Below are 22,338 nucleotides of genomic sequence, written 5' to 3'. Positions count from 1 at the left end.
GTGGGCGGGCCGACCGGTTGGGAGGGGCCGTGCGGGCGACGGCGTGTCCATCCGTGGCCCGCGCGCTCTCCCGGCTACCAGCTCGGCGGGCTCGCGAGGCTGCGCGCGACGACGGTGTCGAGCATCTGGGCCGTGGCCGACACCTCCTGGCGGGAGTTGTCGATGATGGGCAGCCCCGAGCCGTACCAGCCCGCCATCCGGCCGTGTATGTGCGCGACCTCCTCGTCGGACAGGCGGCGGTTGCCGCTCCGCTCCGCGTTCCGCTCCAGGACGATGTCGAGGCCGGGCAGCAGCACGACGGGGATGAGGCCCGGTCCGACGTGGCGCTTCCAGCCGCCGAGGCCGATCACGGGCCAGTCGGGGAAGACGGCGTCGTCCAGGACGCACGAGATCCCGTTCGCCAGGAAGTTGCGCGCGGCGAAGCCGCAGGTGCGGCGGGCCAGCCGGTACTGCGCCTCCGAGTGGTCGTTCCACCCCGCCTGCGGGTCGGCGAAGCCGGAGCGGACCCACTCGCGGACATCGTCGAGGCTGATGTGCGCGGTCGGCACGGCACGGTGCTCCGCCCAGTACCGCGCGACGGTCGTCTTGCCCGCGCCCGCCGGGCCGATCAGCAGCACGGCGACGGCCGCGCGGGTCCCGTCGAGCTGCGCGGGCGTCGCGCCGGGCGCGGGCACCTGGACGGGACCGCCGGGCGGCAGCTTGATGTGACCGGTGGTCTCGCTGGACGGCGCTCCGCCGCCCGCGGGGGCGCCCCCGGGATGCGGCGGCCCGGCAGGAGCCGCCGGGCGCGGACCGCCCGGGGCGGGCGGCGCCGTGGGCACCAGCGGCCCCGGCGGCGGCCCCGGGCGCTGGGCCTGGGGGTGCGGGGGCTGGTGCTGCGGCGGCTGGGGGTGCGGGTGCTGGGGAGGCTGGGGCCGGGGGTGGTGCTGGGCCTGGGGGTGCGGATGCGGCGGCGGCTGCTGTCCCCGTGAGCCCGGCGGACCCTGCGGACCCGGTTGGCCCGGCGGACCCGGCGGTCCCTGCGGGGGTCCGGCCGCCCGCGCGACGGCCGGAGGGGGCGGAAAACCGGGGGGAGGTACGGGCGGACGTGCCCCGTAGGCTCCACCGTCCCCGTAACGCTGCATCCGGACCCCACTCCGTCTCACGTGTGCCGACGCCGCCCCCGCGGTGCCGTGTGTCGTGCAGATACCGAACGGTACCTTCCCCGGCCGTCCCCGTATGAACGGCCGGGTCCGCTCCCGAGTGCCCGGTCAGGCCGGTCGCGCCGGGCCGCGCCGGTCAGGCCGCGATCTCGGCGTGCGCGGCGAGCAGCATCGCCGGGTCCGGGCTCTCCAGGACGGAGGGCCGTGCCAGGCCCTCCAGGACGATGAAGCGCAGCCTGTCGCCCCGGGACTTCTTGTCGACCTTCATGGTCTCCAGGAGCTTGGGCCACTGGTCGCCCCTGTAGGTGACCGGAAGCCCGACGGATTCGAGGACGGCGCGATGGCGGTCCGCGGTTGCGTCGTCGAGGCGTCCGGCGATGCGGCCCAGCTCCGCGGCGAAGACCATGCCGACCGAGACGGCCGCGCCGTGCCGCCAGTTGTAGCGCTCGTTCTTCTCGATCGCGTGCGCGAGGGTGTGCCCGTAGTTGAGGATCTCGCGGCGGCCCGACTCCTTCAGGTCGTCGGAGACCACGTCGGCCTTGACCCGGATCGAGCGCTCGATCAGCTCGGCGGTGTGCGGGCCCTCGGGCGTACGGGCCGCCGCAGGGTCCTTCTCGATCAGGTCCAGGATGACGGGGTCGGCGATGAAGCCCGCCTTGATGATCTCGGCGAGGCCGCTGACGTAGTCGTGCGTGCCCAGCGAGTCGAGCGCGGCCAGGTCGCACAGCACTCCGGCCGGGGGGTGGAAGGCGCCGACGAGGTTCTTGCCCTCGGCGGTGTTGATGCCGGTCTTGCCGCCGACCGCCGCGTCCACCATGCCCAGCACCGTCGTCGGCACGGCGATCCAGCGGACCCCGCGCAGCCAGGTGGCGGCCACGAAGCCCGCGACGTCGGTGGTGGCCCCTCCTCCGACGCCGACGATGACATCGGTGCGGGTGAAGCCGGTCTGGCCGAGCGCCTTCCAGCAGTACGCGGCGACCTCCGCCGTCTTGGACTCCTCCGCGTTCGGGAGCTGGACCGCGATGGCCTCGTAGCCCTGCGCGGCGAGGTCCTCGCGGAGGGCCTCGCCCGTCTCGGCCAGCGCCTCGGGGTGCAGCACCGCCACGCGCTGGGCCTTCTCCCCGATGAGACCGGGGAGTTCGCCCAGGAGCTGCCGCCCGACGAGGACGTCGTACGGGTCCGTCCCCGCCGAGCCGCCGACGGTGATACGGGTGGGTGCCTGCTCGGTCATGCTTCCTTGAGCTCCAATGCGTCGAGGATCGTCTCGGCGACCTCTTCGGGGGTGCGGGTCCCGGTGTCGACCGTCACGCGGGCGACCTCGGTGTAGAGCGGGCGGCGCTCCTCCATCAGCTTCCGCCACTGCTGGCGCGGGTTGATGACGAGCAGCGGGCGGGGGGCGTCCAGTCCGACGCGCTTGACGGCCGCGTGGACGTCCATCTCCAGGTAGACCACGCGGTGCCCGGCCAGCAGCGCGCGGGTCTCCTCGGCGAGGACCGCGCCGCCGCCGAGGGACAGCACGCCCGTGTGCTCGGCGAGCGCGGTCCGTACGGCGGCGCGCTCCAGCTCGCGGAAGGCGGGCTCGCCGTCGTCGAGGAAGATCTCCGAGATCTCCCTGCCCGTGCTCTCCACGATGTCCCGGTCGGTGTCCCGGCAGGTCACACCGAGCCGCTCGGCCAGAATCGCGCCCACCGTCGTCTTGCCGACGCCCATCGGGCCGACGAGGACGACGGCGGGCCCCCCGCCCGTGTCCGTCACTTGATCTCCAGGTTGTCGAGGTAGCCGCGGACGTTGCGCCGGGTCTCGGCCACGCTGTCGCCGCCGAACTTCTCCGCCACCGCGTCCGCCAGCACCAGCGCGACCATGGCCTCGGCGACGATCCCGGCCGCCGGGACGGCGCACACGTCGGAGCGCTGGTGGTGCGCCTTGTCGGGCTCGCCGGTGGCGATGTCGACGGTGGCCAGGGCGCGGGGCACGGTGGCGATGGGCTTCATCGCGGCCCGTACGCGCAGGAGTTCGCCCGTCGAGAGGCCGCCCTCGGTGCCGCCGGAACGGCCGGAGGAGCGGCGGAGCCCCTCGTCGGTCGGGACGATCTCGTCGTGCGCCTGCGAGCCAGGCACCCGCGCGAGGTCGAAGCCGTCGCCCAGCTCCACGCCCTTGATCGCCTGGATGCCCATCAGCGCGCCCGCGAGCCGCGAGTCGAGGCGCCGGTCCCAGTGGACGTGCGAGCCCAGGCCGACGGGCACGCCGTGCGCGACGACCTCGACGACGCCGCCCAGCGTGTCGCCGTCCTTGTGGGCCTGGTCGATCTCGGCGACCATCGCCTCGCTCGCCTCCGGGTCGAGGCAGCGCACGGGGTCGGCGTCCAGCCGCTCGACGTCGCCGGGCACGGGCACGCTGCCGTACGGGGCCTTGGCGCGGCCCAGCTCCACCACGTGCGAGACCAGCTCGACGCCGGCGGTCTCCCGCAGGTACGAGCGCGCGACGGTGCCGAGCGCGACACGGGCCGCGGTCTCGCGCGCGGAGGCGCGCTCCAGGACGGGGCGGGCCTCGTCGAAGCCGTACTTCTGCATGCCCGCGAGGTCCGCGTGGCCGGGGCGGGGGCGGGTCAGCGGCGCGTTGCGCGCCAGCTCGGCCAGCTCCGCGGGGTCGACCGGGTCGGCGGCCATCACCTTCTCCCACTTGGGCCACTCGGTGTTGCCGACCATCACCGCGACCGGGGAGCCGAGCGTCAGTCCGTGCCGGACGCCGCCGAGGAAGGTGACCTCGTCGCGCTCGAACTTCATCCTGGCGCCGCGTCCATAGCCCAGGCGCCGCCGTGCCAGCTCGTCGGCGACCATGTCGGTGGTGACCGGCACCCCTGCGGGCAGCCCCTCGATCGTCGCCACGAGTGCGGGACCGTGCGACTCCCCCGCCGTAAGCCAGCGCAACCTGCTCAACGTCTCCTCCTCGCGGGGCGCGCCAGCGGAAGAGCGCGGCCCCTCACGGGCCCTACGCCCACTTGTGCCTGCCCCGATCCTCCCACGTGGGAGCCCGCCACCGATTACTGGTCCGGCATACGGAAACCCGCCCTCGTCTCGTTCCGGGCCCGGCCTTCGCCTGCCCTCCCGTGGCTCCGGGGAAGGGCTGCCCCTTCCCGCGCGTCGCGGTCCGCGGGTACGCCGTGCCCGCTCGCGCAGTTCCCCGCGCCCCTGACGGGGCACCTTCCCCCGCTGTCCTCGGGAGGCCTGCGCCGGAGGTGCAGGGCTGGCAAGCGCAGCCCGCCATGCCGGGTAACGGCGCTACGCTCCTCGGGCCCTCAAGGCCGCTTCGCCCGCTGCTCGCATCTCCGCCAGCGGAGCCGGGCGGAGGCCCGTCATCTGTTCGACCTGCAATGCGGCCTGGTGCACCAGCAGGTCGAGGCCGCTCACCACCGCGCCGCCGCGCTGCTGCCAGGACGCCGCGAGGGACGTCGGCCACGGGTCGTAGAGCACGTCGAAGAGGGTGCCGAGCCCCTCAGCCGGAACCGCCGGCGCGAAGGCGTCCGTCGTGCCCGCCGGGGTCGTGGCGATGACCAGCGGCGCACGCAGCGCCTCCGCCGCGTCGGCCCACTCGGCCGTACGGACGGGGACCCCGAGCCGCTCGCCCCAGCCCCGCATCTCGCGGGCCCTGGCCTCGCTGCGGACGTACGCCGTGACCTCGCCCGCGCACACGCGTGCGAGCGCCGCGAGCGCGGAGGAGGCGGTGGCGCCCGCGCCCAGCACCGCCGCGCTCTCCACGCGTTCGACGCCGCGCTCGCGCAGGGCGGCGATCATGCCGGGGATGTCGGTGTTCTCGCCGAGGCGGCGCCCGTCCTCGCGGAAGACGACCGTGTTGACGGCCTCGACCGAGGCGGCGGTCTCGCTGATCTCGTCGAGCAGCGGGATCACCGCGCGCTTGAGCGGCATCGTGAGGGAGAGCCCCGCCCACGTCGCGTCGAGGTCGGCGAGGAACCCCGCGATACCGGACTCGTCGACGTCGAAGCTGTCGTACGTCCAGGAGTCCAGGCCCAGCTCGCCGTACGCGGCGCGGTGCAGGGCCGGGGAGAGCGAGTGCGCGATGGGCGAGCCGAGGACGGCCGCGCGTCTGGTGCGCGCCGCGGTCCCCGTTCGGGCCGTGTGTGACTCCTGGCGCACCTGGTGGGGCATCAGCCGCCGCTCCCGTTCTGCTTGCGCTGTTCCGCGTTGAAGTCCTGGACGTTCTTGTCGTGCTCGGACTTGCTGTCCGTGAAGCGGGTGTCGCCGGGCTTGACGGTGACGAAGTAGAGCCAGTTGCCCTTGGTGGGCTTGAGTGCCGCCTCGATGGCCTGGTGCCCGGGGTTGCCGATGGGCCCGGGCGGCAGGCCCTTGTGCAGGTAGGTGTTGTACGGCGAGGGGTAGCGCGTGTCCTCGACGGAGGTGTTCAGCGTGGAGCGGCCCTTGGCGTAGTTGATCGTGGAGTCGAAGCCGAGGAGCATGCCGTCGTCGAGGCGGTTGTAGATGACCCGGGAGACCTTGCCGAACTCGTGGTCCTGCTGGGCCTCCGCCTGGATGAGGGAGGCGATGGTGATGATCTCCTCCGGCGACTTGCCGGTCTTCTTCGCCGCGCTCTCCAGGCCGGTCTTGGAGTACTCGGCCTCGGCGCGCTTGACCATCTGGCGCAGCACGTCCTCGGGCTTGCTGCTCTTGCCGACGCTGTACTTCGAGGGGAAGAGGAAACCTTCCGGTTTGCCCTTGGCCCAGCCCGGCAGCCCCAGGTCCGCCTTGTCCGCGGCCTTCTTGGTGGTGCCCTTGGGCGCGTCGAGCTTCTTGTCGATCTCCTCGTAGACCTTCTTGGCGCGCCAGCCCTCGGCGACGATCAGCCCGTTCTGGCTGGCGGGGTCGAGCATCATGTCGACGGCGCTGGAGGCGGACATCTCCTTGCGGAGGGTGTACGTGCCCGCCTGGATGCTCTGGGCCTTCTTGTTGCTGTTCGAGGCCTCGACGAAGGCGCCCGAGCTCTTGATGACGCCCTCGCGCTTGAGGACGGCGCCCATGTCGGAGATGGACGCGCCGTCCGGGATGTCGACCTGGACCTCGCCGCTGCCGGAGCCCGAGTAGTCGGGGGCCGGGGCGAAATGGGACTTGTAGAAGTCGTAGCCGAAATAGCCGGCCGTGCCCACGCCCACGGCCAGCACGGCGGCGACCACGGCGCAGGCGCAGCCGCTGCGGCGCTTGGTGCCGTCGGCCTTCTTGGGCTTGCCGCCCTTGCCGCCGCGCCGCCCGCGCCGGGAGTCCTCTTCCTCCTCCAGGAACGCCTGGCGGTCCGCGTCGTCCTCGTCCCGGTCGGCGAAGAAGGCGTGCTCGCCCCGGTCCGGCCCGGGGTCCCAGCCGGTCTCCGGGTCGGGAGCGCCGGGGCCGCCGCCGTGGTCGCCCTGCTGCGGATGACCCGGATGAGGGTGCCCCGGATACCCGGGATGACCCGGATGGGCGTGGACCTGCTGCTCGTACATCTCGGGGCCCGGCCTGTCCCGCATGTGCTGCGGGCGCGGGGGCGGATAGCCGCCCTGGGCCGCGTAGTAGTCGGGCTGCTCGCCGGTGCCGTAGGGGTCGACGGGCGGCATGCCGTAGGGATCGGTACCGCCCGCGCCGTACGAGGGGTCGTACTGCTGGCCGTTCCAGCCGTACGCGGACCCGTCGTACTGCTGCTGGGGGGCGTGCGGCTGGGGAGCCTGCTGCTGGGGGTAGTACGGCTGCTGGGGCTGGCCCTCGTACGGGGGTTGATTCCAGCCATTCTGCTGTCCGACGGGCTGACCACCGTTCCACTCCTGATCCCCGTAGAGGGGGTCATCGGGGTGCCACGGTTGGGAGCCAGGTCCCTGGCCGTACTCAGTCATCGATCCCCTTGTGCCGCGAGGGTGCGGCAGCCTTGCGGTGCGCGTCGGGCGCGAGTTCCGTGGGTGCCCCGCGCTGTGCGAGTGCTGTTCGGGCGGCTGCCGTGTCGCGCGGCACGTTACCGTATCGCGATCAGACAACCACTTCGACGCACTGGCCCGGTGCCTGCCCAGACACCCGTTCGGTCTCCAGTGCACTCTGGAGAATCACCACGGCGGCCGCCTGGTCGATGCGCCCCCGGCCCTTCTTGGAACTGACCCCCGAGGCTCTCATCCCCTGCGCCGCTGTGACCGTTGTCATGCGCTCGTCGACGAGTCTGACCGGTACGGGTGTGATGTTTTTCGCCAACTCCTCGGCGAAGGCCCGCACCTTGGCCGCCGCGGGCCCCTCTCCCCCGCTCAGCGAACGGGGGAGCCCGACGACGACCTCCAGCGGCTCGTACTCCTCGGTCAGAGCCACGAGCCGCCGGAGCGCGGCCGGGACGTCGCGTCCCGGCACGGTCTCCACGGGGGTCGCGAGGACCCCGTCGGGGTCGCAGCTCGCGACCCCGATACGGGCGTCCCCCACGTCGACGGCGAGGCGGCGGCCCCGCCGGACGGACGACATCAGGCGTTGCCCCCGGCCTCGGCGACGAGCCGCTCGACGGCGGCGAGGGCCTCGTCCACGGCCTCCGGATTCTGGCCGCCGCCCTGCGCGACGTCGGGCTTGCCGCCGCCACCGCCGCCGAGCGTCTTGGCGGCCGTACGCACCAGGTCGCCGGCCTTGAGGCCCTGCTCGCGCGCGGCCTCGTTGGTGGCGATGACCGTCAGCGGGCGGCCGTTGGTCACCGCGAAGAGGGCGACGACGGCCGGGCGGGAGCCGAGCCGCTGGCGCACGTCGAGGACGAGCGTGCGCAGGCCGTCGGCGGCGGTGCCGTCCGGCACCCGGGCGGCGGCGAGCGCGACGCCCCGCACGTCCTTGGCGCCCTCGGCGATCCCGGCGGCGGCCTGGAGGACCTTCTCGGCGCGGAAGCGCTCGATCTCCTTCTCCGCGTCCTTGAGCTTGGCCAGCATCCCGGAGATCCGCTCCGGCAGCTCCTCGGGGCGGCCCTTGACCAGCTCGGTGAGCTGCGAGACGACCGTGTGCTCGCGGGCCAGGAATCTGTACGCGTCGACACCGACCAGGGCCTCGACACGGCGCACGCCGGAGCCGATGGACGACTCGCCCAGCAGCTTCACCAGCCCGAGCTGGGCCGTGTTGTGGACGTGGGTGCCGCCGCACAGCTCCTTGGAGAAGTCGCCGATGGTGACGACGCGCACGGTCTGGCCGTACTTCTCGCCGAACTCGGCGAGCGCGCCCGCCTTCTTCGCCTCGTCGATGCCCATGTACTCGGCCTGGACGTCGAGTTCGCGGGCCAGCACCTCGTTGATCTTCTGCTCGACGTCGGTGAGCACCGTGCCGGGAACGGCGGCGGGCGAGCCGAAGTCGAAGCGGAAGCGGCCCGGGGCGTTCTCCGAACCGGCCTGTGCGGCCGTCGGGCCCAGCGCGTCGCGCAGCGCCTGGTGGGTGAGGTGGGTGGCGCTGTGGGCGCGGGCGATGGAGCGGCGCCGGGTGATGTCGATCTGGGCGTACGCCGGGGCGCCGACGGTGACCTCGCCGACCTGGACGGTGCCCTTGTGGACGCTGACGCCCGGCACCGGCTGCTGCACGTCGCGCACCTCGATCACGGCGCCGCTGTGCAGCCGGATCCGGCCGGTGTCGGCGAGCTGGCCGCCGCCCTCGGCGTAGAAGGGGGTGCGGTCGAGGACGACCTCGACCTCGTCGCCCTCGTGGGCCGCGGGCGAGGAGACGCCGTCGACGAGCAGGCCGACGATGCTGGCCTCGTCCTCGGTGTCGGTGTAGCCCGTGAAGTCGGTGGTGCCGCTGCTGTCGGCGATCTCGCGGTACGCGGACAGGTCGGCGTGGCCCGTCTTCTTGGCCTTCGCGTCGGCCTTGGCGCGCTCCCGCTGCTCCTTCATCAGGCGGCGGAAGCCCCGCTCGTCCACGGAGAGGCCCTGCTCGGCGGCCATCTCCAGGGTGAGGTCGATGGGGAAGCCCCAGGTGTCGTGGAGCAGGAACGCCTTGTCGCCGGGGAGGACCTTGCCGCCCTCGGCCTTGGTCTCGGTGACGGCGGCGTCGAGGATGTTCGTCCCGGCCTTGAGCGTCTTGAGGAAGGCGGCCTCCTCGGCGAGCGCGACGGTCTCGATGCGCTTCCGGTCGGTCTCCAGCTCGGGGTACTGCTGGCCCATCGTCTTGATGACGACGTCGACCAGGTCGGCGACGACCGGGCCTGTGGCGCCGAGGATGCGCATGTTGCGGATGGCGCGGCGCATGATGCGGCGCAGCACATAGCCCCGGCCCTCGTTGCCGGGCGTGACGCCGTCGCCGATGAGCATCACGGACGTACGGATGTGGTCCGAGACGACGCGCAGGGAGACGTCGGACTCCTCGGCGGCGCCGTAGGCCACACCGGTCAGCTCGGTGGCCTTGTCGATGACGACGCGCGAGGTGTCGATCTCGTACATGTTCTGCACGCCCTGGAGGATCATCGCCAGGCGCTCCAGGCCGAGCCCGGTGTCGATGTTCTTGCTGGGCAGGTCCCCGAGGATCTCGAAGTCGGTCTTGGTGGAGCCCTCACCGCGCTCGTACTGCATGAAGACCAGGTTCCAGATCTCCACGTACCGCTCGTCGTTGACGGCGGGGCCGCCCTCGACGCCGAACTCGGGGCCTCGGTCGTAGTTGATCTCGGAGCAGGGTCCGCAGGGCCCGGGGACGCCCATCGACCAGTAGTTCTCCTCCATGCCGAGGCGCTGGATGCGCTCGGCCGGGACGCCCACGACATCGCGCCAGATGCGCTCGGCCTCGTCGTCCTGCTCGTAGACCGTGATCCACAGGCGCTCGGGGTCCAGTCCGTAACCCCCCTCGTCCTGGGGGCTGGTGAGGAGCTCCCAGGCGAGCTTGGCGGCGCCCTCCTTGAAGTAGTCCCCGAAGGAGAAGTTGCCGCACATCTGGAAGAAGGTGCCGTGCCGGGTGGTCTTGCCGACCTCTTCGATGTCGGGCGTGCGCACGCACTTCTGCACGCTGGTGGCGCGCGGCCAGGGCGGGGTGACCTCACCCAGGAAGTACGGCTTGAAGGGGACCATGCCCGCGGGGACCAGGAGCAGCGTCGGGTCGTCCGCGATCAGCGACGCCGACGGCACGACGTGGTGCCCGCGCTCCTCGAAGAAGCGCAGCCAGCGGCGGCGGATTTCAGCCGACTCCATCAGTGGTCCTCTTTCCGGTCGTACGTGTAGGTGGGATGGACGGTGCCGCCGAGCTGGCGGTTGCGTGCCTGCGCGGGCAGCTCGGTGAGCCGCTCGCCCTCGGGGGGCGCCGACAGGCCCAGCGCGTCCTTGAGTTCGGTCTCGCGCTGGGTCATGCCCGCGCGGACGTCGAGCGCGAAGCCCTTCAGCTTGTGGCCTCCCTCGACGGCCTTGTCGGCGGCCCGGACGGCGAGCGCGTCGGGGGCGAGGCTGCGGATCTTGCGCTGGACCTTGGTGGTGGCCCAGACACCGGCGGCTGCGCCGGTCGTGAACCAGAAGGCGCGGCGGAACATGTGCGTGGATCAGCCCTTTCCGCGCCTGCGGCCGGCCCGCCGGGCGGCGGGCAGGGTGCGGCTCACGACGACCTTGCGGGGCGGCGGCGCGTCCGTCCCGTTCTTCCGGGAGAGCGCGCGTCGCACGCCGTATCCGAACGCGGCCACCTTCACGAGGGGGCCGCCGAAGGCGGTGGAGACGGTGGAGGAGAGCGCCGACGCGTTGGAGGTGACCTCCTGGACGTCGGTCGCGATGGCGTCGACGCGGTCGAGCTGGGTCTGTGCGGAGCGCACGGTCGCGGACGCCTCACCGAGGAGGGGCACCGCCTGCTCCGTCACGCCCGTCACCAGCTTGGTCGCGGCCTTGAGCGTCTGGGCGAGCCTCACCAGCACCACGGCGAGGAACGACACCAGGATCGCCCAGAAGACTGCCACCAGGAGGCCGGCCACTTCTCCACCGGACACGCTGCACCGCTTTCCTCGGAATTCCCTCAGAATCGTCATGGGATCGGCCGCCGCTCGCCGGGTGGCCGACCGCGGCGACAGACAGGTACCGACCTTATCGCGCCGCGCTGCCGCGCCCGTACCGCATTACGCCCGCGAGGCACAGGGTGCGTGGTGTCATCGTTCCGGGCGATTGTACGGTCAGCGAACAGGCCAGTACGCTCCGTGTCTTATGCGACGCTCTCAGTCCTCATCAGGCACGCCCCGCGATCGCGCCCGCACGCCCCGGCGTACGCCCCCGGGCGGCGGCGCCACACCCCGGCCGGGCAATCTCCCGGCGGAGCTGAACCGGTTCGTGGGCCGCTCCGTCGAGGCCGTCGAGCTGGGCGGACAGCTCGCCTCCGCGCGGCTGGTGACGGTGACGGGCGTGGGCGGCGTGGGCAAGTCCCGTCTCGCGCTGCACGCCGCTGAACAAGTGCAGGATCGCTTCTGCGACGGTGTATGGCTGGCCGAGCTGTCCGCGCTGCGGGACGGCAGGCTGCTCGACCACACCGTCGCCGAGGCCCTCGGGCTGGCGGGCAGTTCGGTGCGTCCGCCGCGCTCGGCGCTGCTGCGCCAGCTCGCCGACCGCGAGGTGCTGCTCGTGCTCGACGGGTGCGAACACCTCGTCGAGGAGTGCGCGGAGCTGACGGACGCGCTGCTGCGGCACGCGCCGGGGCTGAGCGTCCTGGCCACCGGCCGCCGCCCGCTGGAGATCGCGGGCGAGCACGTGTTCACGCTGGCGCCGATGCCGGAGGACGAGGCGGTGGAGCTGTTCACCGAGCGCGCCGCCGCCGTCCTCGCCGAGCCGCCGGGCCCCGACGAGGCTGTGGTCGAGCTGTGCCGCCGCCTGGACGGGATCCCGCTCGCGCTCGAACTGGCCGCCGGACGGCTGCGGGTGCTCTCCGTCGAGCAGATCGCACACCGCATCGAGGACCGCTTCCGGCTGCTGGCGAGCACCAGCCGCAGCGGGCTCGCGCGCCATCAGACGCTGCGCACGGCGATCGGCTGGAGCCATGAGCTGTGCACCGCGCGCGAACGGCTGCTGTGGGCGCGGCTGTCGGTCTTCGCCGGGGACTTCGACCTGGAGGCCGTGGAGTACCTGTGCTCCGGCGAGGCCCTGCCCGCCGACCGCGTCCTCTCGGTCCTGGACGAGCTGGTGGCCCAGTCCGTCGTCGTACGGGACACGGGCGTCGGCACCGAGGGGCAGGCGCGGTACCACCTGCTGGAGACCGTGCGCGAGTACGGCGCCGGGTGGCTGGAGGAGCTGGGCGAGGCCGAGGAGCTGCGCCGCCGTCACCGGGACTGGTACCTGGGCCTGGCGACCTGGTGCGAGCTGGACTGGTTCGGGCCCCGCCAGCCGGAGGTCGCGGCCCGCGTCGAGCAGGACCTGCCCAACGTACGGCTGGCGCTGGAGCACAGCCTGCGCTCGCCGGACGACGCGCACATCGGGCAGTACCTCGCGGCGACGCTGTGGTTCTACTGGATCGGCTGCGGACGGCTCGCGGAGGGGCAGCACTGGCTGGACCAGGCGCTCGCCTGGGACGGCGGCCATCCGCAGACGCGCACGAAGGCGCTCTGGGTCTCCGGCCTCGCCTCGCTCGTGCGCGGCCAGGTCGTCAAGGCGCTCGGGCTGCTGCACGAGTGCCTGGAGCTGAGCGAGGAGCGGGGCGACGAGACGGCGAAGGCGTACGCGCTGCAGATGCTCGGCGTCCTCGCGGTCGTCAGCGACGACCTGCCCCGGGGCAAGTCGCTGCTGCGCGAGTCCCTGGACCGCTTCCGCGAGCTGGGCGAGCTGAACGCGCTGGTGATGCTGGCGCAGGTCGAACTGGCCATGGCCCACGCGTTCGACGGCGAGCTGGAGACGGCGCGGACGCTGTGCGAGGAGGCGCGCGACGTCTCGGCGGACAGCGGGGAGCGCTGGGTGCGGTCGTACGCGCTCTATCTGCTCGCCTACGTGCACATGGTCCGCGACGACCACGCGCGGGCGCGCGAGCTGAGCGTGGAGTGCCTGACGATCAAACGGGAGTTCCACGACGTCCTCGGCATGACGATCGCACTGGAACACCTGGCGCCCCTCACGGCCGCCGAGGACCCGGGGGGCGCGGCGGCCATGCTGGGCGCCGCCGACGCGGGGTGGCGGGTGGTGGGCGCGCGGCGCTTCGGCTCGCGGCACTTCGAGAGCATCGCCGCCTCGTGCCGCTCCCATCTGCTGGCGGAGCTGGGCGAGGAGGCGTACGAGGACGCGTACGCGCGGGGGCGGAAGCGGGGGCTGCTCGCGGCGGTGGACGACGCCGTGCACCGGGGAGCGCGTACGGGCGGGGCGGCGCGAGTGCCCTTCTCGGCGGCGGGCACGGGAGCGGGCACCGGCGCGGGAGCGGGCGCCGGGGTCGCGCGGACCACGCAGGGGTCGGCGGGGCGGCTGCCGGAGCCGGAGCGCGGTCCGGGGGCGGAGACGGCTCAGCCCGCCGTGCCGCCTCCGACGGCCGGGGCCGACGGGGGACAGCAGGCGGGCTGAGCGTGCCGCCGGATCAGCGAGTGATCAGCGGGCGTAGTACTCGACGACGAGCTGCTCGTCGCAGATCACCGGGATCTCCTTGCGGTTCGGGTCCCGGTCCAGGCGGAAGGCCAGGGCCTGCAGATTGACCTGCAGGTAGCGCGGGGTCTCGCCCTCACCCGCGTAACCACCCTCGCGGGCCACCTGGAAGGGGTGCTTGTCGCGGCTGCGCTCGCGGACCTGCACCACGTCGTCCGGGCGGACGCGGAAGGACGGCTTGTCGACCTTGCGCTCGTTGACCGCGATGTGGCCGTGGACCACCATCTGGCGGGCCTGGTAGATCGTGCGGGCCAGACCGGCACGCAGGACGAGCGCGTCCAGACGGCGCTCAAGCTCGACGATGAGGGCCTCGCCCGTCTTGCCTTCGACCTTCCGAGCGCGGTCGTAGGCACGCGCCATCTGGCGCTCGCTGATGTCGTACTGCGCGCGCAGGCGCTGCTTCTCCAGCAGACGGACCTTGTAGTCACTGTTCTGCTTGCGGCCCCGGCCGTGCTCGCCCGGCGGGTAGGGGCGCTGCTCGAAGTACTTGACAGCCTTCGGGGTCAGCGCGATGCCGAGCGCACGCGACTTCTTGACCTTGGGACGCGACTGGTTCACGTTGAACGGACCTCCGTGTAAGTTAGGTGAGGCTTACCTTAGCGGAGGAGAACGCATGTTTCGACCTGGGATTTCCCAGCCCGGCACCGACGCCGAGGGGGATCAGCCGCGTCCCGTGGAAGACGCCCCGCGGCCCACGGCCGCCGAGCGTGTACGAACCCTCGTGGAGTCCAGCGTATCCGCCATGCTGACCATTCCCGGCATCGAGACCGGTGCCGGCGTCCCCGGCGCAGGGTCGCCCGAGGTCAGAGCCGTGACCCCCGACGGGGACGTGATTCTGCTGGTCCCGGCGGACTCCCCCGCGGCCCAGGCCGCCGCGTACGCGCAGGACGACGACCTCACGGCGGTGATGGAGATCACGGACGTCGCGCCCGTCGCGGTCCCGCACCGCATCCGGGGACGCGCCTGGGTCGCCGGGTGGCTCACGGCCGTACGGAACGAGCAGCGGGCCGAGTGCGCCCGCCTGCTCGGCGAGGCCAACCCCTCCGGCATGCCCGCGGGCACGGCCTGGCTGATGCTGCGGCTGGAGGTCGGCGAGGCCTTCGTCGACGACCTGTGGGGCCCCGAGCACGTCGAGCCCGACGAGTTCGCGGACGCCGCGCCGGACCCCCTCGTCCGCCACGAGGCCGAGCTGCTCCAGCACCTCGCCTCCGCCCACGGCGAGCAGGTGCGGGGGCTGTGCGCGTGCCGGGAGACCGAGCGCGTGGTGCCGCTCGCCCTGGACCGGTACGGGCTGCGGGTGCGGTTCTGCGAGTCCGACGGGGACGGGGAGGGGGAACCCGGGGGGCGCGGGGAACGCGGGGAGCGCTGCATGGACGCGCGCTTCGAGTTCCCCCGGACGGTGGAGAGCGTGGCCGAGCTGCGGCACGCGATGCACGCCCTCTTCACGGCCTCCGGGAGCTAGCCGCCGGGCCCCCGAGGGGGCCGGTCGGACCCGCCGGTGAGGGGCCCCGCCTGTGCGGGTTCCCGCCGGTGAGGAGGGTCCGGGCCGCGTGCCGCGGAGTGCGGGCGGGACCTCACGGGTCCTCCCCGCGTCCTCCGGACGAGGGGAGCCCGCCGGGAGAGCTGAGCGCGCAGCTCCCCGGGCCCCTTACGGGGCGCTCCCGGGCGCGGTCCGGCCGCTCTCCGCCGCGCGGGACGCCAGGGACGCCAGGGCCCGTTCCGAGGCCGAGCCCTCCTCGGCCGTGACCACGGCCACCGACTGCTCCGGGGAACGGGCCAGGACCAGCATCTGCTGGGTGACCGTCAGCCTGCCCGCCACCGGATGACGCAGCCCGTACGTGTCCGCCTCGCACGCGCTGACCCGGTGGTCCCGCCACAGGGCCGCGAACTCGGGGCTCTTCGCCGACAGTTCCGTCACCAGCGCGGCCAGCAGCGCGTCGTCCGGGTGGCGCCCGGCGATCAGCCGCAGATTGCCGACCACGGCGCGGGCCTTGCGGTGCCAGTCCGCGTCGTAGAGCGCGCGGGCGCGCGGGTCCAGGAAGTGCGTACGGGCCAGGTTCGGCCGCGCGTCCGGCCGTTCCGGCGCGGTGCGGTCGAGGTGTCCCGCGAACAGCGCGTGCCCCGCGGCGTTCCACGCCAGGACGTCCGTGCGCCGCCCGAGCACCATCGCGGGCGCGCCCCCGAGCGAGCGGAGCAGGTCGCGGGTGGCGGGGGCGATCCGCTCCGGCGGCGGGAGGTGCGCGGACCGGGAGCGGCGCGCCGCCAGGTCGTGGAGGTGGGCGCGCTCGTGGCCGTCCAGCCGCAGGGCCGCGGCGAGCGCGTCGAGGACGGCGTCCGAGGCGTTCGCCGCGTGCCCCTGCTCCAGGCGCGTGTAGTACGAGGGGCTCACCCCGGCGAGCTGGGCCAGCTCCTCCCGGCGCAGCCCGGCGACGCGCCGCCGCTCCGGGTAACGGCGCAGCCCGACGTCCTCGGGGCGCAGCCGCGCGCGACGGGCGCGCAGGAACTCGCCCAGCTCCCCCAGCTCGCCCAATGCGCCCGGCTCGCCCAGCTCTCCCAGCGCGCCCAGTTCGCCCGTTTCTCTCGGCCCGCCCGTCGTCCGCAGCTCCTCCGTCACGCTCATGCCTCTCAGTGTGCGCCGTGCCCGTGTCCCGAGCCTGTCCCTGCCGGGGATAGCCACGAGCGGGGCTGGTTGCTTCCCGGTGCCGGTCACAGGCTGGCCGGACCACCAGCGAACGCTCGGGAGCGAACATGCACGAGATCGTCCTGGGTGACGTCACGGTCACCCGCGTCATGGAGTACACCGGCCCGGTCGGGATGCGGCCCGACGAGTTCTTCCCCGGAAGTCCCGGGGAAGCCTGGAAGAAGCACGCGGACTGGCTCGCCCCGGACTTCCTCGACCCCGACTCCGGGATCTGCGTCTCGGCGCTCCAGACCTGGGTGCTGCGCAGCGAGGGCCGGACGATCCTCGTCGACACGGGCGCCGGCAATCACAAGGAACGGCCGTACGCCCCGGTCTGGAGCCATCTGCGCACCGACTTCCTCGGCAACCTCGCCCGGGCCGGGGTGCGGCCCGAGGACGTCGACCTCGTGATCAACACCCATCTGCACATCGACCACGTCGGCTGGAACACCTACCTCGACGACCGGACCTGGGTACCGACGTTCCCCAACGCCACCTACCTCCTCCCCCGCGCCGACTTCACCTTCTGGAACCCCGCCAACGGCCACTCCTCGCGCCTCGGACGCGGCAACCAGAACGTCTTCGAGGACAGCGTCGCCCCCGTCCACGAGGCGGGCCTCGCCCTGCTGTGGGAGGACCGGCACCGCATCGACAAGAACCTCACGCTGGAGGCGGCCCCGGGGCACACTCCCGGCTCGTCGGTGCTCTCGCTCGCGTCCGGCACGGACCGCGCGCTGTTCGTCGGGGACCTGCTGCACTCGCCGTTCCAGTTCACCGACCCCGACACCAATAGCTGCTTCTGCGAGGACCCCGCCGAGGCCGCCGCCTCCCGGCGGAGGCTGCTGGGTCGGGCGGCCGACACGCGCACGCTCGTCCTCCCCGCGCACCTCGGCGGGCGCGGCGGCGCCGAGATCGCCCGCGAGGGCGACGGCTTCGCCGTCCGCTCCTGGGCCCCGTTCAGCCGTGCCTGACGCGGCCCGCGGAACAGGAACCAGGACCACGACAGGACCACGAGGGGAAGAACAGCGATGAAGAGCACGGACGAACCGGTCGTCACCACGGCGGAGGGCACCGTACGCGGACGCGCCGACGGCACCGCGCACGTCTTCCACGGCATCCCCTACGCCGCGCCCCCGACCGGCGCCGCCCGCTTCGCCGCGCCCGCGCCGCACGCCCCGTGGCAGGGCGTACGGGACGCGCTGCGCCCCGGTCCCACCGCGCCGCAGCCGCGCAGGGACGGCTTCGGGGCGCTCGACATGACGCCGTACTTCGGGCCCGGCTGGGTGCCCGGCGACGATCACCTCACTGTCGACGTGTGGGCCCCGCCGGGCGTCCGGCGCGCTCCCGTCCTGGTCTTCGTGCACGGCGGCGGCTTCGTCACCGGGTCCGCCCGCGCCCCGCTGTACGACGGGACGGCCTTCGCGCGCGACGGCGTGGTGCTGGTGACCCTCAACTACCGGCTGGGCGTGGCCGGATTCCTCGACCTGCCCGGCGCCCCGCCCAACCGGGGGCTGCTCGACGTCGTGGCCGCGCTGCGCTGGGTGCGGCGCAACATCGGGGCGTTCGGCGGCGACCCCGGCAACGTCACCCTGTGCGGCCAGTCCGCGGGCGCCACGCTCACGGCCGGGGTGCTGGCGCACCCCGGGGCCGAGGGCCTCTTCCACCGGGCCGTCGTCCAGAGCGGCAACGGCCTCGGCGCGTTCTCGCCGGACCAGGCCGCCCGCGTGACCCGCGCGGCGGCGGAGGCGCTCGGCGTCGCGCCGACGGCCGCGGAGTTCGCGCGGGTGCCGGACGCGGGGTTCGTGGAGGTGCTGCCGCGCCTCGCGGGCCTGGACCTGCGGACGGCCGACCGGTTCGACCCGCTGGTGGGGCTCAGCCCGTTCAGCCTGGTGCTGGAGCGGCAGCCCGCCGAGGCGGTGGCCGCCGGTGAGGGCGCCGACGTCCCGCTCGTCGTCGGTACGAACGCGGAGGAGGGCAACCTCTACCTCGTACCGCAGGGCGAGCTGACCGCCTCGACCTCGCGGGACGCGCGCGAGGCCGCTGCGCGGGCGCACGCCGATCCCGACGCGGCGCTCGCGCGGTACCGCGCGCGGCGTCCGCACGCGAGCCCCGGGGAGCTGCGCGCCGCCGTGCTGGGCGACGCGCTGTTCGGCACGGGCAGCCGCCGCCTCGCCGAGGCACACGCGGGACGGGGAGGCGCGCCGACGTACACATACGAGTTCGGCTGGCGCTCCCCCGCCGTGGACGGCCTGCTCGGGGCGGCGCACACGGTGGAGCTGCCCTTCGTGTTCGACCGGCTCGACCTGCCCACGCTGCGCGGTCCGCGCGGGCTCCTGGGGGACGCCCCGGCCCCGGAGCCGCCCGCCGCGCTCACCGCGCTCGCCTCGGAGACGCACGCCGCATGGGTACGGTTCGCCCGCACCGGCGATCCGGGCTGGGCGCCCACGGAGCCCCGGCGCTTCACGGGCGAGGCGTAGGTCTGGTGAGGCGTGAGGGCGGTGAGGCGTGAGGGCCGCGAGGCGTGAGTCCGGCGAGGGCGCGGGGTCCTAGTCGCCCGTCTCCCCGCGCAGCCGGGCCCTGACGCGCTCGACCACGTCCGCGTACCGGGCCTCCGCGCCGTAACGCGTCGGCTCGTAGTAGTGCTTGCCGTGGATCTCGTCCGGGGCGTACTGCTGGGCGGCGATGCCGCCCGGGAGGTCGTGCGGGTACTGATAGCCCTTGCCGTGGCCCAGCTTCTGCGCGCCCTTGTAGTGGCTGTCGCGCAGGTGGGACGGGACCGGGCCCGCGAGGCCGCCTCGGACGTCTTCGAGGGCGGCGCCGATCGCCTTCGTCGCCGAGTTCGACTTCGGGGCCAGGGCGAGGGCGATCGTCGCGTGGCTGAGGGTGAGGGCCGCCTCCGGGAAGCCGATCATGGCGACGGCCTGCGCGGCGGCCACGGCGGTCGGCAACGCCGTCGGATCCGCTATCCCGATGTCCTCGCTCGCCGAGATCATCAGGCGCCGCGCGATGAACCGGGGGTCCTCGCCCGCCTCGATCATCCGCGCGAGGTAGTGCAGCGCGGCGTCGACGTCCGAGCCGCGGATGGACTTGATGAGGGCGCTCGCGACGTCGTAGTGCTGGTCGCCGTCGCGGTCGTACTTCACCGCGGCGCGGTCGACGGCCTCCTCCATGGTGGCCAGGGAGATCGCGGCCTCGCCCTTGGCGAGCGCCGCGCCCGCGCCCGCCTCCAGCGCGGTGAGCGCCCGGCGCGCGTCGCCGCCCGCGATGCGCAGGATGTGGGCCTCCGCGTCCTCCGGCAGCTCCACCTCCCCGTTGAGCCCGCGCTCCTCGGTGAGGGCGCGGTGGAGCAGGCCGCGGATGTCGTCGTCGGTGAGGGGCTCCAGGGTGAGCAGGAGGGAGCGGGAGAGCAGCGGGGAGATCACCGAGAAGTACGGATTCTCCGTCGTCGCCGCGATGAGGGTGACCCAGCGGTTCTCCACGGCGGGCAGCAGGGAGTCCTGCTGGGCCTTGCTGAAGCGGTGGATCTCGTCGAGGAAGAGGACGGTGTCCTTCCCGTACGCCCCCGAGGAGCGGCGGGCGCCGTCGATCACGGCGCGCACTTCCTTGACCCCCGCGGTGATCGCGGACAGCTCCACGAAGCGCTTGTCGGTGGCCTGGCTGACGACATACGCCAGGGTGGTCTTGCCGATGCCGGGCGGGCCCCACAGCATCACGGACGCGGCGCCCGCGGGACCGCCGCCGCCCTCCCCCACCAGGCGGCGCAGCGGGGAGCCGGGGCGGAGCAGATGCTGCTGGCCGACGACCTCGTCGAGCGTACGCGGGCGCATCCGCACGGCCAGGGGGCTGGCGGAGGGGTCCTTGGCCTGGCGGTCCTCGGCTGCTGCGGTGAAAAGATCGGGCTCCACGTCGGAAACCCTAAGTCAGACCACTGACAGAGCCCGAAACGGCCGGTCAGCCTGCCCGGTCGGCGCCGCCCACGCCCGCCGATGCCCGTCAGCGCCCGTCAGCTCGTCCAGAAGTCCCACCAGCGGGTCAGGATCAGCATCCCGATCACGCCGGTGTGCAGCACGGGCAGCACCCAGGGGAACTCGGACACGAAGTCGCGCACGGCGCGGGGCGCGGGCAGGAAGCCGTTGCGGATGTTGTGCGCCGTCACGTACCAGAACATGATCAGCGTCGCGATCCAGGCGAGGTTGCACCACAGGCAGAGATTGCCGATGACGTAGAGCGACTGGTACATCAGCCAGGTGCAGAAGCCCACGCCGAAGAGCGTGCCGAAGTTGAACGTGAGCCAGTACCAGCGCGGGAAGCGGGCGTTCGCGAGCAGGGTCACGCCGACGCAGATCACGATGGCGTAGGTCGCCAGGCCCAGCATCGGGTTCGGGAAGCCGAAGGCGGACGCCTGGTCGCTCTCCATGATGTCGCCGCAGGACACCACCGGGTTGATGCTGCAGGCGGGCTTGAAGCCCTTGTCCTCCAGCAGCTTGAACTTGTCGATGGTGATGACCCAGGCGGCGAGCAGCCCCGCGGCGCCCGTGACGATCAGCATCCAGGCGAACGCGCGACTCGCGCCGACGGCACCCCCCTTCGATCCGTCCGCATCGGTGTGCGTCTCGTCGAGGGATGCCGTCGTGGTCATAGCGCTCTTCGTCCCGTCACTTGGTCCATGGGGGGTGTGTGCGTCATTCTGCCCCACCGGCAAGGGGAGTTAGCGCACCTTGGCCGATACGTCCGCGACGACGCTCGCGAGGGGGACGGGGGTCTGCTCGCCGCTGTCGAGGTCCTTCAACTGCGCGACGCCCTCGGCGAGGTCGCGCTCCCCCAGCAGCAGCGCGTACCGCGCGCCGGAGCGGTTGGCGGACTTCATCGCGTTCTTCATGCCCTTGCCCCCGTAGGCGAGGTCGGCCGCGACGCCTTCCCGGCGCAGCGCGGTGACCACGCCGAACAGGGTGCGCCGCGCGTCCTCGCCGAGCGGCACCGCGAACACCTCGGTCGCGGACGGCAGTTCGAGCGCGATGCCCTCGGCCTCCAGCGCGAGGACCGTACGGTCGACGCCCAGGGCCCAGCCCACCGACGGCAGCGCGGGGCCGCCGATCATCTCGGACAGGCCGTCGTACCGCCCGCCGCCGCCGACCGCGGACTGCGCGCCGAGGCCGTCGTGGACGAACTCGAAGGTGGTCCGCGTGTAGTAGTCGAGGCCGCGCACCAGCTTGGGGTCGTCCTCGTACGCCACGCCCGCCTCGGTGATCAGGGCGCGGACCTCCTCGTGGAAGGCCTTGCACTCCTCGCACAGGTGGTCGCGCATCATCGGCGCGCCGCCGAGCTGCCGCTGCACGCTCTCGCGCTTGTCGTCCAGCACCCGCAGCGGGTTGATCTCGATACGGGCGCGGGTCTCCTCGTCGAGGTCGAGCCCGCGCAGGAACTCCTGGAGCGCCGCGCGATAGGCGGGACGGCAGGTCCTGTCGCCCAGCGAGTTGAGCAGGATGCGGAAGTTCCGCAGGCCCAGCGAGCGGTACGCGTCGTGGGCGAGGATGATCAGCTCCGCGTCGACCGCGGGGTCCTCGGTGCCGAGTGCCTCGGCGCCGACCTGCGAGAAGTGGCGGTAGCGGCCCTTCTGCGGGCGCTCGTAGCGGTAGTACGAGCCCGAGTACCACAGCTTCACCGGGAGGTTGCCGCCCTTGTGGAGGCTGGCCTCCAGCGCCGCGCGGAGCACGGAGGCGGTGCCCTCGGGGCGCAGGGCGAGATCGGTGCCGCCCTTGGTGGTGAGGGTGTACATCTCCTTGGTCACGATGTCCGTGGACTCGCCGACGCCGCGCGCGAACAGCTCGACGTTCTCGAATCCCGGCGTCTCCGCATACCCGTACCCGGCGCGGCGCAGGGGGGCCGCGAGGGCCTCGCGGACCGCGAGGTAGGTCGCGGAGGAGGGCGGCAGCAGGTCGTAGGTGCCCTTGGGGGCGTTGAAGGTGCTCACGGTCTTC

Annotated in this window: 19 protein-coding genes; 4 read left to right on the top strand and 15 right to left on the bottom strand. The window is 73.3% G+C overall.

Annotated features, from left to right (window positions below; all coding sequences use genetic code 11):
• Positions 1-74: 74 nt before the first annotated feature.
• From ABD343_RS38685 to ABD343_RS38640, 10 genes are all read right to left on the bottom strand, one after another.
• The gene (locus tag ABD343_RS38685; protein WP_425578372.1) at positions 75-1,124 is read right to left on the bottom strand and encodes an AAA family ATPase; all 1,050 of its coding nucleotides are present in this window, start codon (positions 1,122-1,124) and stop codon (positions 75-77) included.
• 154 nt (positions 1,125-1,278) lie between these two features.
• Complete coding sequence (gene aroB / locus ABD343_RS38680; protein WP_344535335.1) at positions 1,279-2,373, bottom strand: 3-dehydroquinate synthase; 1,095 nt, start codon at positions 2,371-2,373, stop codon at positions 1,279-1,281.
• A complete protein-coding gene (locus ABD343_RS38675) occupies positions 2,370-2,897 on the bottom strand; it encodes a shikimate kinase (protein WP_425578371.1) in 528 nt (175 codons plus the stop codon). Before ABD343_RS38675 ends, aroB begins: the two co-directional genes overlap by 4 nt.
• The gene (gene aroC, locus ABD343_RS38670; RefSeq protein WP_344535333.1) at positions 2,894-4,078 is read right to left on the bottom strand and encodes a chorismate synthase; all 1,185 of its coding nucleotides are present in this window, start codon (positions 4,076-4,078) and stop codon (positions 2,894-2,896) included. Before aroC ends, ABD343_RS38675 begins: the two co-directional genes overlap by 4 nt.
• 342 nt (positions 4,079-4,420) lie before the next feature.
• Positions 4,421-5,305: a shikimate dehydrogenase gene (locus ABD343_RS38665; protein WP_344535331.1), complete on the bottom strand. Its 885-nt coding sequence runs from the start codon at positions 5,303-5,305 to the stop codon at positions 4,421-4,423.
• Positions 5,305-7,011 carry an endolytic transglycosylase MltG gene (gene mltG / locus ABD343_RS38660; protein ID WP_344535329.1) on the bottom strand — a complete coding sequence of 569 codons (1,707 nt, stop codon included), beginning with the start codon at positions 7,009-7,011 and terminating at the stop codon, positions 5,305-5,307. Before mltG ends, ABD343_RS38665 begins: the two co-directional genes overlap by 1 nt.
• Before the next feature lie 130 nt (positions 7,012-7,141).
• Positions 7,142-7,615: a Holliday junction resolvase RuvX gene (ruvX, locus tag ABD343_RS38655; RefSeq protein ID WP_344535328.1), complete on the bottom strand. Its 474-nt coding sequence runs from the start codon at positions 7,613-7,615 to the stop codon at positions 7,142-7,144.
• Complete coding sequence (alaS, locus tag ABD343_RS38650; protein WP_344535326.1) at positions 7,615-10,290, bottom strand: alanine--tRNA ligase; 2,676 nt, start codon at positions 10,288-10,290, stop codon at positions 7,615-7,617. Before alaS ends, ruvX begins: the two co-directional genes overlap by 1 nt.
• Positions 10,290-10,622, bottom strand: a complete 333-nt coding sequence (locus ABD343_RS38645; RefSeq protein WP_344535324.1) for a DUF6167 family protein — start codon at positions 10,620-10,622, stop codon at positions 10,290-10,292. The genes alaS and ABD343_RS38645 overlap by 1 nt, the downstream gene beginning before the upstream one ends.
• A 9-nt stretch (positions 10,623-10,631) precedes the next feature.
• Positions 10,632-11,066, bottom strand: a complete 435-nt coding sequence (locus ABD343_RS38640; protein WP_344535322.1) for a DUF948 domain-containing protein — start codon at positions 11,064-11,066, stop codon at positions 10,632-10,634.
• A gap of 211 nt (positions 11,067-11,277) precedes the next feature.
• Between ABD343_RS38640 and ABD343_RS38635 the strand changes: the two genes are divergently transcribed.
• Positions 11,278-13,602, top strand: a complete 2,325-nt coding sequence (locus ABD343_RS38635) for an ATP-binding protein (protein ID WP_344535320.1) — start codon at positions 11,278-11,280, stop codon at positions 13,600-13,602.
• A gap of 24 nt (positions 13,603-13,626) precedes the next feature.
• Here the strand turns inward: ABD343_RS38635 and rpsD are convergent, their stop codons facing one another.
• Positions 13,627-14,238 carry a 30S ribosomal protein S4 gene (gene rpsD / locus ABD343_RS38630; protein ID WP_344535318.1) on the bottom strand — a complete coding sequence of 204 codons (612 nt, stop codon included), beginning with the start codon at positions 14,236-14,238 and terminating at the stop codon, positions 13,627-13,629.
• A 184-nt stretch (positions 14,239-14,422) separates the two neighbouring features.
• Between rpsD and ABD343_RS38625 the strand changes: the two genes are divergently transcribed.
• Positions 14,423-15,142, top strand: coding sequence for a DUF2470 domain-containing protein (locus ABD343_RS38625; RefSeq protein WP_425578370.1), 720 nt, complete (start codon positions 14,423-14,425; stop codon positions 15,140-15,142).
• Positions 15,143-15,328: 186 nt separating this feature from the next.
• Here ABD343_RS38625 and ABD343_RS38620 read toward each other — a convergent pair whose 3' ends face one another.
• Entirely contained in the window at positions 15,329-16,300 is a 972-nt protein-coding gene (locus tag ABD343_RS38620; protein ID WP_425578369.1) for a helix-turn-helix domain-containing protein, read from the bottom strand.
• A gap of 128 nt (positions 16,301-16,428) precedes the next feature.
• Here ABD343_RS38620 and ABD343_RS38615 point away from each other — a divergent pair, with 128 nt between their 5' ends.
• Both ABD343_RS38615 and ABD343_RS38610 read left to right on the top strand, forming a co-directional pair.
• A complete protein-coding gene (locus ABD343_RS38615) occupies positions 16,429-17,331 on the top strand; it encodes an MBL fold metallo-hydrolase (RefSeq protein WP_344535314.1) in 903 nt (300 codons plus the stop codon).
• 57 nt (positions 17,332-17,388) lie between these two features.
• On the top strand, positions 17,389-18,837 hold the full coding sequence (locus ABD343_RS38610) for a carboxylesterase/lipase family protein (RefSeq protein ID WP_344535312.1): 1,449 nt from the start codon (positions 17,389-17,391) through the stop codon (positions 18,835-18,837).
• A gap of 69 nt (positions 18,838-18,906) precedes the next feature.
• Here ABD343_RS38610 and ABD343_RS38605 read toward each other — a convergent pair whose 3' ends face one another.
• From ABD343_RS38605 to hisS, 3 genes are all read right to left on the bottom strand, one after another.
• Positions 18,907-20,265 (bottom strand): replication-associated recombination protein A, encoded by a 1,359-nt coding sequence (locus ABD343_RS38605; RefSeq protein WP_344535310.1) that lies wholly within the window; start codon positions 20,263-20,265, stop codon positions 18,907-18,909.
• Positions 20,266-20,363: 98 nt separating this feature from the next.
• Positions 20,364-20,999: a vitamin K epoxide reductase family protein gene (locus ABD343_RS38600; RefSeq protein ID WP_344535308.1), complete on the bottom strand. Its 636-nt coding sequence runs from the start codon at positions 20,997-20,999 to the stop codon at positions 20,364-20,366.
• 69 nt (positions 21,000-21,068) lie between these two features.
• Positions 21,069-22,331: a histidine--tRNA ligase gene (gene hisS / locus ABD343_RS38595; protein ID WP_344535306.1), complete on the bottom strand. Its 1,263-nt coding sequence runs from the start codon at positions 22,329-22,331 to the stop codon at positions 21,069-21,071.
• Positions 22,332-22,338: the final 7 nt, after the last annotated feature.

Origin of the sequence: Streptomyces albiaxialis, from assembly GCF_039530985.1 — a bacterium.
GTDB classification, from domain to species: Bacteria; Actinomycetota; Actinomycetes; order Streptomycetales; family Streptomycetaceae; genus Streptomyces; species Streptomyces albiaxialis.
Note: the sequence above shows the minus strand (reverse complement) of the source record. Positions and strands in the feature narration are given on the sequence as shown.

Excerpts from the sequence above, each read along its gene's own strand:
- ABD343_RS38685 (WP_425578372.1), bottom strand. The coding sequence starts at position 1,124 with ATGCAGCGTTACGGGGACGGTGGAGCCTACGGGGCACGTCCGCCCGTA.
- aroB (WP_344535335.1), bottom strand. The coding sequence starts at position 2,373 with ATGACCGAGCAGGCACCCACCCGTATCACCGTCGGCGGCTCGGCGGGG.
- ABD343_RS38665 (WP_344535331.1), bottom strand. The coding sequence starts at position 5,305 with ATGCCCCACCAGGTGCGCCAGGAGTCACACACGGCCCGAACGGGGACC.
- mltG (WP_344535329.1), bottom strand. The coding sequence starts at position 7,011 with ATGACTGAGTACGGCCAGGGACCTGGCTCCCAACCGTGGCACCCCGAT.
- ruvX (WP_344535328.1), bottom strand. The coding sequence starts at position 7,615 with ATGTCGTCCGTCCGGCGGGGCCGCCGCCTCGCCGTCGACGTGGGGGAC.
- alaS (WP_344535326.1), bottom strand. The coding sequence starts at position 10,290 with ATGGAGTCGGCTGAAATCCGCCGCCGCTGGCTGCGCTTCTTCGAGGAG.
- ABD343_RS38645 (WP_344535324.1), bottom strand. The coding sequence starts at position 10,622 with ATGTTCCGCCGCGCCTTCTGGTTCACGACCGGCGCAGCCGCCGGTGTC.
- ABD343_RS38635 (WP_344535320.1), top strand. The coding sequence starts at position 11,278 with ATGCGACGCTCTCAGTCCTCATCAGGCACGCCCCGCGATCGCGCCCGC.
- ABD343_RS38625 (WP_425578370.1), top strand. The coding sequence starts at position 14,423 with ATGCTGACCATTCCCGGCATCGAGACCGGTGCCGGCGTCCCCGGCGCA.
- ABD343_RS38620 (WP_425578369.1), bottom strand. The coding sequence starts at position 16,300 with ATGAGCGTGACGGAGGAGCTGCGGACGACGGGCGGGCCGAGAGAAACG.
- ABD343_RS38615 (WP_344535314.1), top strand. The coding sequence starts at position 16,429 with ATGCACGAGATCGTCCTGGGTGACGTCACGGTCACCCGCGTCATGGAG.
- ABD343_RS38610 (WP_344535312.1), top strand. The coding sequence starts at position 17,389 with ATGAAGAGCACGGACGAACCGGTCGTCACCACGGCGGAGGGCACCGTA.
- ABD343_RS38600 (WP_344535308.1), bottom strand. The coding sequence starts at position 20,999 with ATGACCACGACGGCATCCCTCGACGAGACGCACACCGATGCGGACGGA.